Consider the following 10,359-nt stretch of genomic DNA (forward strand, 5'->3'; position numbering starts at 1 on the left):
GTTTCAATCCCAGGTCGGGTTTCTACGGCGTCGCGACTCGAGGTGCAGGACCCGATCGTGAACCACACGACGTAGTTTCAATCCCAGGTCGGGTTTCTACGGCGTCGCGACCGAGCACAGCCCGCACCCACAGACCGAACGCCAAGTTTCAATCCCAGGTCGGGTTTCTACGGCGTCGCGACAGGCTATTTCGACGGGCAGCAGGCCACTGACGACGGGTTTCAATCCCAGGTCGGGTTTCTACGGCGTCGCGACAGGGGGTGTTTTCTGAGGGATAGCACCTATAGTTTTCTCTGTGGCTGCGAGAATGTAGGAGTCATTCGTGGACCCCACCTGTACACGGCTTTGAAAAAGGTTGACGAAGATTGGTACTCACGTGCGGAGTCGGCCGGCAAGTGTCGGTGCGACGTGGCGGGTTTTGCCCTCCATCCACGTCTCGACGGCGCCATCGGAGTCGAGCGCGTCGAGGTGTCGACCGATAGTGCTCCTTGATTTCCCGGTCTCATCGGAGACTCTCGGAAGTGTCGTACTCTCGTCGATGGAGACAAGATATCGGAGCGTATCGAGGGTCGCGTCGGACGGGCGACTCATCAGGTTCGGAAGACCGATCTCTTCGATCACCTCGTCGACGTCCCTGAACTGGAGTGCGAGGTCGACAACCTCCGGCCGAGCGATCGCGGCGACGGTCAGCGGGAGGAAAATCTCCCGCGGGCCCCCGTCGAAGTTGAGTACCACCGTCCCCTCGGCAGCTTCAAGGACGTCGACGCATTCTAACACAGCGGCTTCGAACGCCTCGTAGCTGACCTCCTCGACGACGACGTCCGATCCGGGACCGAGTTCGTTGACGGTCTGGTCGACGTCTTGGATCGCGCTCTTCGCCCTATCGCTCGTGTCGCCGCGCGGCCGAAGGAGAACGACGACATCATCCGCGTCGAGGCCGTTATCGAGTATCGGACGCATCACCCGCGGACTGTAGTGCCCGATCGTGGAGATATACGTACGCATACATCCAATTGCAGTCGTGTTCGATTAAACGGTTTGGCTTCGTAATCGCGTAATCGTACGGTTGCGATCCCGAATTGCTGAATACGTTTTCAGAATCGTAAAAAGATTCAAGTTGATGACTGATACAGATGTGATCATGGATCGACATACGATTGTGTACCGATATGAGGTGTTATGCGTCGGATCGACCTAACGCTCGAGCCGGAGGGCTCGTTCCCGGTGCCGACCGCGAACGGCTACCAGATCTACGGCGCGGTTCTCTCGGCGCTCGACGGCGTCGACGAGGACGTGAGCACGCGCGTCCATGATTCCTCGATCGGGAGTCTGACGAACAGCGGTCTCCTCGGAACGTTCGACGGGAGCCAGCGCGACCACCACAAACGCGTGATCCGGGACGAGGCGTACGATCTCAAGTTGGGTGTCGCCGACCCGCGCGACCAAGAGGTCTTCCAAGCGCTCGCGAACGCCTTTGTCTTCGAGGGCGACACCATCGAACTCGCGGACGGCGACTTCCGCGTGCGCGACTTCGCGAGCACGAACACGACCCACGCGGAACTCCTCAAAGAAGCTTCGGAGATCGTCGCCCGGAATCACGATACCTTCGAGATCGAGGTCCGCTTCGAGACTCCGACGTGCGTCAAAGAGAATAGCAGTATAACTAACATGTTTCCCGTGAGACAACACGTATTCGCCTCGATACTGCGCAAGTGGAACGCGACGATCCCGGATGAGCGGGCGGACGAGTTTGAGATCGCGATGACCCGCGAGGACTTCGGGACGAACCTCATCGAGAAACCCGACGCGGACACCTACGAGACGGACAGCGTCCTCGTCAACCGCGGCGAGGACGGCGGTCCGATCCTCCGTCAGGGGTTCACCGCCGACTGCACGTACAAGTTCAAGGACGCGAGCGAAGCCATCCGGACCGCGGTGACGGCGCTCGCGCTCTTCAGCGAGTACGCCGGCGTCGGCGCGTTCGTCTCGCGCGGCTGTGGGACGGTCTCTGTGGAAGTGAAAGAATGAGGGTCCAGAATGGGTTTTTAGGTAACAGGATCGGCACTGCCACTATTTCAATCCCGTCTCGGACCCCGATGGGAAATGATGGGACACACCCATATGGGAGTTGTGATGGGCAGCGTATGGATGTGCACTCCCACTCACCTAAAGCATATATGTATTCGGTGCTACGGTCTTTACGCACCGATGATCAATCCAGCTCGCGCACGATACGAACGGAGCGGGATCATACACTGGATTCACGTCTATCGACCAAGGAGAAGCTGAAATGACCCACGACACACCCGCCTCAGCGGCCCGCTACGCACACAAGTATATCATAGACACGCCGCTCGTCGGGAACGTCCTCGAGCACGCGGGCGAGTACGACGCGAAGACGGAGCCGGAAGAGACGACATCGCTCGCGGCCCACATCATCAACGCGATGACGGTCGGCGTGAACACCTTCGTGTACAACGCCGTCGACGGCGGCCGCGACATCATGGAGCTCGAAGAGGAACTCTCGGTGCTCGCGGCGGCGCTCGCGCTCCACGACACAAACAAGTACGTCCGCGAGGCGTACGGTGTCGAGACGGATGGGAACACGAGCGAGGCCTTCGACGCCTACTTCGAGAACGGCGACGATTTCGGCGTCGAGGACTTCCTCGGCGAGGGCTACCGCGACGACCTCCACTATCTCGTCCAGCGGACGGAGGTGAACGAGGACAGCCGTGAAACCCGCGGAACGGAGACAGAGTTCGCCGGTCTCGATCGGTACTGTCAGATTGGCGATCAAGTTGCGTCAGTTATCCTCCGAGACGGTATCAAGAGTGGGTCCGCCAAACTGTGCAAGAAACTCGACGACGACGAAGTCCACCTCATCGAGCTGACGCAGGTCGAGCAGCCGATCCTCAACGATGAACTCCTCGGCGCGACGAAGGAAGTCATTTCGGGAGAGGACGATGGTGAAGAGTACGGCGTCGTCGTCGGGAGCACGCCCGATCGCGTGCTGTATCTCGGTGACGAGATCGACCGCGACGTGCTTCGAGAACGCGTCGGAAGCCACCTGAGTCAACAACTCGTCGAGACCGATCGGTATTCGTTCTCGTGTAAGCTGAACTGGAACTCGTTCGACTACGACATCCTCTCCGAGTTTGCGCTCGACCCGGAGAAGAAAGAGGAGATCATCGCGACGACGTTCCGAGACCTCCTCGCCGACGGGACCGCCGGCGTCGAAGGATTTGAACACATCCGGGACGACTTCGATCCGTACTTCCCGGTCCTCGCGAAGGCAGTCTACATCGACGGCCAATCGGAGTTCGACGACGAAGACGTGCAGGCCGCGTACGACGAAATATACGAGGAACAAGGCCCGCAGAAGGTCAAGATCCACTTCGTCGCGTACCTCCTCCGGAACTTCGAGGAACACCGTGAGTTCCTCGAGAAGCTTCGAGAGAACGTTCGGCCCCGTCTGCACGACGACCTCGAACCTGAGTCGGACGTGATCGGTTCCGTCGTCGGTCGGTTCTTCGACGCGACGACATCTGCGCTCCTCGGGTCAAAGGGGGGGATGTGCTTCCTTTGCGGGGCCGAGGCAGAGACGGACTACCAAAAGGGGCTTTCGGCGGTCTACCGAACGCAGGAATTCTCGCGACGCGTTCGCCCACACGCGAAATACAAGAAGATCTGCGAGGTGTGTAACCTCGAGTACGCGCTCCTCTCGGACACGTGCGAACGCGCCGACGTCAACCTGAACTCGAACGTCGGCGTCGCGTACTACTACTTCGACGAGTTTCTCGGGGACATCCGTCTCCGTGGTGGACGCGTCGGTCTCCAGCAGGGCGAGACGATCGACCTCAGCGACACGGAGGTAGAGACAAGTCTCCTCCGACCACAGTACTACGTCCAGCCGTTCAATTTCGGTGGACATCCCGCGATGGGCGAAAAGAACCACCGGATGGTCATCGTTCGACAGCTGATGCAGGCGGCACAGGACGCCGGCATGAAGGTCGTCCTCGGCCGCCCGTTCACGCGCTTCGAGAGCTCTAATGCGGCGTTCGTCGACGAGGATGCGATCCGCCAGCAGGAACTGCTCGATCTGGACGTACTCGATCGGTTCGGACCGCTCCCGTCGTTCGCCGACAGTAACGACGGACACGGGCAGTCGCACCTCCGGCGTGCGCTCGCGCTTTGCAAGATCATCGCTACCGTCGGACAGGAGGCGGGGATGCGGAATTCCTATCTCCAACTCGACCAAGACACGTTTCACCACCTCGCTAACTTCGCCGTACAGAACCACGAGAACGCGACTCACCTCTCCGACCTCGAGTCGTATCTCGAAACCTACCACACAGCCCAACTCATGGACATGAAAACCGTCGCCGAACGAGGAGTCGACCTCTTCGGCGAACAGTACGACAGCAAGTACAAGAAAACGAAGATCTTCCGCGAGGCGATCGACGCGTTCCTCAGCGGGAAGAACCAACGGATGTCCGATGACGACCTCCGCGAACACGTAGCGGCACAAGTGTACGACGCGGCGGACCGCGAAGACTATGCCGGCTACGTTACCGTAGAAGAGGCGGATGCGTTCGTCGACGCCCTACAGGCGTATCTCGTCGAGAACGACCTCGCCTCCCTCAAGAAACTCTCCGACTGGGAGAACGCGCTCGTCAACTCGTACCTATACGCCTACGAGCAGGTTCTGTACGAGGACGACGACACCGAATCGTCCGATAACTAATCCCCTTCACTAATCCACAATGACTCTCACGTACCCCGAAACCGGCCTCGTCGACTCGTTCGAAATCTACCGCACGCAGAAGCCGAGCGTCACGCTCGTCGTCGAACGCGAGATCACCGAACCGACGCTGTTCCGCAACTCTAACAACGACCGTGCGGAGACCCAGCAGTTCGGTGACCAGTTGCACGCACAGGTGAACGGCGAGAAGTTCACGAGCAAAGAGCGGCTCAGCGGTCTCGACCTGCTCCGGTCGCTCAACGACGAACTCGTCGGCGACGAATACACGTATAACGAACCCGCGACGCTCGACGAGTCGATTAACGTCGGAACGCTCACGTACGGCCTCGCCGGCACCGGCGACCAAGACTTTGCGATCAAGTCCCGCGTTATCGAGGGCTACACGTACACGACCGACGAGTACGACCTAATGAACAAGGAGACCCGGAACGCGGTGTACGAGTCCGGGACGATGCGTACCGACGAGAACGAACAGTCCGAAGCGCTGTTCGACTACGTCAAAGTCCAACCAGGGAACTCGCTCGTCCACTTCATCACGCTCGAAGCCGCGACGGGTCCGATGCTCCTCTACGCGCTCCACAACGTTCTCAACACGGGACGATACGGAGCCCGCGAGACGCGGACCGGGCGTAATGTCCGCAACTCGATCCGTGGCGTTATCCTCGGCGATCACGACACATCGCTCTCGACGGGAGAGCTCCTTATGGAATACCACGAGGAGGACGACGCAGTCGGGGACAGTATTGCTGAATACGTCGAGGACGTCCGCCGAGCCGACTGGGAGGTTTACGGCGACTTCGGCGGTGCGGACGCATTCCCCGAGTGGTACGAGGAGATGCGGGTCGTTGCGTCGCGGGAGACTGACGACGCCGACGAGATCCTCTTAGAAGAATTCGGTCGTCTCACCGAAGCGGCGACGGACGTGTTCAGTGCCAATGATTGAGCAGACGTACGAGGCACAGCTGTACGCTCCGCTGTTCTACTCGAGCGCGGAGGGGAGGTCCGTCCGGACGCAGCCGATACTATCCGCGACCGCACTTATGCACGCGATCGGCTACCGGTACTGCGGGCTCGAGAAGCGGTACGCGCTCGTTGGCGACGACGCGACATCTCCTTCGTACGATCACCTCCGCGAGCTACCGCTGTTCGTGAGCGACATGCGTCCAGTCGCTGTCAAGGCCGATGAACGGACGTTTCGGAGTACCGACTACCGCTCCGAACGGCACTTCACGACGGCGGATCCCGACGTTGCCGAACAGGTGACCGGTGGGAAGTCAGTCCCGGAGGTTCTCGAACGCTCGGGTGCCGGCTGGCAGACCATCCGCCGATATTCTGGACTCTCACCCGGATCAACATTTGAATTCACCGTCTGGAGTGACGAGCCGCTTCCAGAGCGGCCGTCGTTTCGAATGGGTATCGGACAAACAGGAGAGTTCCGCGCGAGTGAAACCGACCTCAACCAGCTCGTGCTGAACGGGTTTCTCCTTGAGGAAGTCTACGACCTCCCGACGGAGACGCTCAGCGAACTCTTGGAGCGGAGCGACTCGTTCAAGCGCGGTAACGACCCTCGACTCCAGCACTTCGTCGGCGTCGATCCGAAGTATGCACGTGAGACGATCATCCCGGAGGTGAGCTAGATGCGTGTTCGGAGCGCCGCGCTTGCGACCGAACCGCCCGCAGAGGGGTTCGCTGAACGGGACTTCGACCACGCCCGGGCGTTCCAGAACCGCATCGCCGAGTGGGCGCACGACGACGCTGCGGAACCGGTCGGCGTCCTCCGAGCACCGACCGGTGCGGGGAAGACCGCGACGTTCTACGAGGTGGTCGAGGAGAACGCCCTGACGCTAGTCGTCTATCCAACGAACGCACTCCTTGACCAACAGCTCGAACGGTTCCGCGAGTGGGAGGACATCAGCGCTGAACCGCTTAACGCCGACACGCTCACTGGTCACGGAGACGAACGCGTCGAGAACCTTCTACAGCATGCCGACCGCTTCGAAGGCCACGATGTTGTCGTCACAAACCCCGATATACTGCAGGCGATCATTCAGAACATGTATCAGGGTCCGACGAAGCCGATGGCGTTCTTCAACCGTTTCGACGCAGTTGTCTACGACGAGTTTCACTTCTACGACGCTCTCGCCGCGAGCGGGCTCCTCCTGCAGATGCACGTCATGCACGACCGACGCGGAACGGACATCCTCCTCGCGTCCGCAACGCCGAACGAATCGTTCGTCGAATTCGTCGAAGACGAGCTCTCGATCCCAGTCCGGGACGTCACCGCCGAGTACGTCTCTGACGGCGATCAGTTCCGCCAGCCGGTGACCGTGGACAGACACGAGGGGCGTACGATCGGCGAGGAGCGGGAAGCCGTCGCGGAGCGTCTCCAAGAACTCGTCAACGACGCCAGCGACCCTGACGAACCGCAGGTCGCGCTCGTATTCAACAGCGTTGCCGCAAGCAACGACTTCCACACGTACCTCGCTGAGGAGTTCTCCGAAGTGTTCGAACACGCCGTGAAGGACAACGGTTTCGACACGAACGATCCGGACGCGGATCTCGGGTCCGGGAATTTCTTCATTCTCAACACGACAAGCAAGGGTGAGGTCGGATTGGACTACGACATTCAGACACTGTTCATGGAGACTCCGGCGACGCCGAGCGCGTTCCTCCAGCGGTTCGGACGTGCCGGCCGGGAGCACGAAGCAATCGTCCACCTGTTCGGCCTCGGCGATATGGCGTGGCCGGACGAAATGAGCTATCTCGACTTTGTCGACTCGGTTTACGACGCGCTCGGAGCACATCGAAGCCGAGACGAGGAGATCGCGACCCTCCGGAGTCTCGTCGGAATGCGTGGGGCGTATGCGATTCACTCTCGGATGGCCGACGACGAGTGGTTTGGACCAGAACTGTTCGAGGACTTCGAGTCGGTCTCTGAGTACGGAAAGTGGCGCGCGTTCTTCCGCGCCGTTGACTCGACCTTAGAGAGTGCCGGCGAGTTCGGGTCTCCAATCATGCAGAACAGTTCCACCCGGAAGATACTCGACTTCGCACGACACTGCTTCGGGACCTTCGAGAGTCTCCGTGGTCGCTCGTTAGCGATTGACATTCGGTATCCACGGGGCGACAGACAGGCGCTCACGTCATACGACCTCTTGACGACGCTTCGATACTACGACATCGAGAATATCGAGTCCGACGGGACACTCGTCGTCGAGCGTCGAGACTCGGAGCAACCGGTCGCGATCACCGCTCGATTCCCCGGCTACAATAATCGACCGCGTGACTACAGTGGTTCCAACAGCGAGATTGAGGAGATGTTCTCCCAGTGGATCTACCCGGAAATCGAGGAGTCCGACCTCACCGAGACAGAAGTCGACGAAGGTGTACTCCGCCTGTTTTTCTCCGATCTCTCGCTACCGAAGGCGGTGGTGCCGATCGAAGTCCGATACGGCCAGTACGTCGCATATGTCCAACAGGACGGAGTCACGTCCGTAGACGTCGAGCGCCGCCAAATATGAACGAGGAATTGATCAACGTCTCCGACCTGAATCAGTACAGTTACTGCCCTCGTCGCTACTGGTATCTCCACTTCTTCGACACGCAGGGAGACAACTACGAGCGTACTGAGGGGACATCTCTCCACGACTCGAAGTCGGATCGCGGGGGGTGGGTCGACGAACTCTACCTCGAAGACGAGGATCTCGGACTTAAAGGGAGGATAGACATCCTTGAACTCCATAACGACCTGATCCCGATCGAGCGTAAACGCGCAGAAGGAGGAGACTACTACTGGAGCGACGAAGTCCAGCTCGCTGGGTACTGTCTCCTGCTGGAATCGTATCTGGGAGAGCCGGTTCGAGAGGGGGCGATCTACCTCTACGAGACTGACCAGCGCATGCACGTACGAATTACCGAGGATCACCGGGATGCGGTTCGCGAACGGGTTGAGGAGATGCGTTCAATGTCTCCAGACGATGTTCCATCGATAACGGATAATCCGCAAAAGTGTACCGCATGTTCGGTTCGATCGTACTGTCTCCCCAAGGAGACGTTGGAGCTTGAGCCCGGCCGCATGCCAAGTCCAGAGTGGGAGGAATACGTATGAAGGCAAGCGAAGGGATGTTCGAGGACTCGGTCGTATACGTCACGACGCAGGGTTCGCAGGTGCGTATCGACGGCGGTCAAGTCGTCATCTACGACGTGGACGGCGACGACGGTGAACTCGGATCGTTCCCCGTCGAGAAGCTCGACACGATCAACGTCTTCGGTGGCGTCAGCTTCTCGACGCCATTCGTCGCGACGGCGAACGAGCACGGGATCGTGCTCAACTACTTCACGCAGAACGGGAAGTATCGGGGGAGCTTCGTCCCGGAGCGCAACACAATCGCCGAAGTCCGCCGCGCGCAGTACGCGCTCGACGACCGCGATGAGCTGGCGATCGCGAAGGCGATGATCGCGGCGAAGATCCGGAACGCGCGGACGATCCTCTCGCGGAAGGGCGTGAGAGGAACGACCGTCCTCAAGGATCTCGGCGAACGCGTTTCGACTGCGTCGAACAAGGACGACCTTCGCGGGATAGAGGGCGAGGCCGCAGAACGCTACTTCGGCCGACTCGACGAGACGCTCGTCGACGGCTGGACGTTCGAAACGCGCAGCAAACGCCCGCCCGAAGACCACATCAACTCGCTGCTGTCGCTGACCTACGTGATGATGAAGAACGAGGTATTGAGCGGTCTGCGCTGCTACAACCTCGATCCCTTCCTGGGCGTGCTCCATGCCGATCGACACGGACGACCGTCGCTCGCGCTCGATCTCCAAGAGGAGTTCCGGCCGCTGTTCTGTGACGCGTTCGTCACGCGCTTGGTCAACCGAGGGACAATCACGCACGATCAGTTCGGAAACGACAACCGACTCACCGACGATGGCTTCCAAGCGTACTTGAGCAAGTTCGACGACTACATGGACGAAGAGTTGACACACCCGCACTTCGAGTACCGCGTGAGTCGCCGAAAGGCGATCCGACAGCAAGTGATCCTCCTGCGGAAAGCGATCACGGGTGAGCTCGACGACTACCATGCACTGGAGGTGTCGCGATGAGACTCGCAGTGACGTACGATGTCAGCGACGACACGAATCGTCGGCGCGTCTATCGGACGCTGGAACGATATGGGGCGTGGCGACAGTACAGTGTCTTCGAACTCGACGTGTCGAAGAGCGAGCGGGTCAAGCTCGAAGACGAACTCGAAGAGCACATTGACCCGGCGGACGGTGATCGAGTCCGATTGTATCGGCTCTGCGAAGCCTGCCAAGAGGCGACGACAGATCTCGGGACCGAACCACCGGACGAGCAATCGAACGTCATCTGACGTCGGCCTTCGTCGACCTTTTTCAAAGCCGTGTACAGCAGGGGTCCACGAGAACGGGCAGCGCTGTCGTGGGTAGAGTAAGGTTTATGGACCGGCTCAAGCAAAATTCACCCCCTGTCGCAGGGCGGTAGAAACCCAGAACGGGATTGAAACCTGGAGAGTTCTCCACGATCCTCGAGCGAGATCAGCGGTCGCAGGGCGGTAGAAACCCAGAACGGGATTGAAACA

Annotated in this window: 9 protein-coding genes; 8 read left to right on the forward strand and 1 reads right to left on the reverse strand. The window is 59.8% G+C overall.

Annotation, left to right across the window (positions count from 1 at the left end):
* Positions 1–372: 372 nt before the first annotated feature.
* Positions 373–1,005 (reverse strand): CRISPR-associated CARF protein Csa3, encoded by a 633-nt coding sequence (gene csa3 / locus BSG09_RS16645; protein ID WP_092935099.1) that lies wholly within the window; start codon positions 1,003–1,005, stop codon positions 373–375.
* 174 nt (positions 1,006–1,179) lie between these two features.
* Here csa3 and cas6 point away from each other — a divergent pair, with 174 nt between their 5' ends.
* From cas6 to cas2, 8 genes are all read left to right on the forward strand, one after another.
* Entirely contained in the window at positions 1,180–2,028 is an 849-nt protein-coding gene (cas6, locus tag BSG09_RS16650; protein WP_092935101.1) for a CRISPR system precrRNA processing endoribonuclease RAMP protein Cas6, read from the forward strand.
* A gap of 262 nt (positions 2,029–2,290) precedes the next feature.
* Complete coding sequence (locus tag BSG09_RS16655) at positions 2,291–4,744, forward strand: hypothetical protein (RefSeq protein WP_217650154.1); 2,454 nt, start codon at positions 2,291–2,293, stop codon at positions 4,742–4,744.
* A 19-nt stretch (positions 4,745–4,763) separates the two neighbouring features.
* Complete coding sequence (gene cas7d / locus BSG09_RS16660) at positions 4,764–5,705, forward strand: type I-D CRISPR-associated protein Cas7/Csc2 (protein WP_092935103.1); 942 nt, start codon at positions 4,764–4,766, stop codon at positions 5,703–5,705.
* Positions 5,698–6,399, forward strand: a complete 702-nt coding sequence (locus tag BSG09_RS16665; protein ID WP_092935105.1) for a hypothetical protein — start codon at positions 5,698–5,700, stop codon at positions 6,397–6,399. The genes cas7d and BSG09_RS16665 overlap by 8 nt, the downstream gene beginning before the upstream one ends.
* Complete coding sequence (gene cas3 / locus BSG09_RS16670; RefSeq protein WP_092935107.1) at positions 6,400–8,283, forward strand: type I-D CRISPR-associated helicase Cas3'; 1,884 nt, start codon at positions 6,400–6,402, stop codon at positions 8,281–8,283. It begins immediately after the preceding gene.
* Entirely contained in the window at positions 8,280–8,870 is a 591-nt protein-coding gene (cas4, locus tag BSG09_RS16675) for a CRISPR-associated protein Cas4 (protein ID WP_092935109.1), read from the forward strand. Before cas3 ends, cas4 begins: the two co-directional genes overlap by 4 nt.
* Positions 8,867–9,862, forward strand: coding sequence for a CRISPR-associated endonuclease Cas1 (gene cas1, locus BSG09_RS16680; RefSeq protein WP_092935111.1), 996 nt, complete (start codon positions 8,867–8,869; stop codon positions 9,860–9,862). The genes cas4 and cas1 overlap by 4 nt, the downstream gene beginning before the upstream one ends.
* The gene (cas2, locus tag BSG09_RS16685; RefSeq protein ID WP_092935113.1) at positions 9,859–10,131 is read left to right on the forward strand and encodes a CRISPR-associated endonuclease Cas2; all 273 of its coding nucleotides are present in this window, start codon (positions 9,859–9,861) and stop codon (positions 10,129–10,131) included. The genes cas1 and cas2 overlap by 4 nt, the downstream gene beginning before the upstream one ends.
* The last annotated feature ends 228 nt before the right edge of the window (positions 10,132–10,359 follow it).

Origin of the sequence: Natrinema hispanicum, assembly GCF_900111485.1 — an archaeon.
GTDB classification, from domain to species: Archaea; Halobacteriota; Halobacteria; order Halobacteriales; family Natrialbaceae; genus Natrinema; species Natrinema hispanicum_A.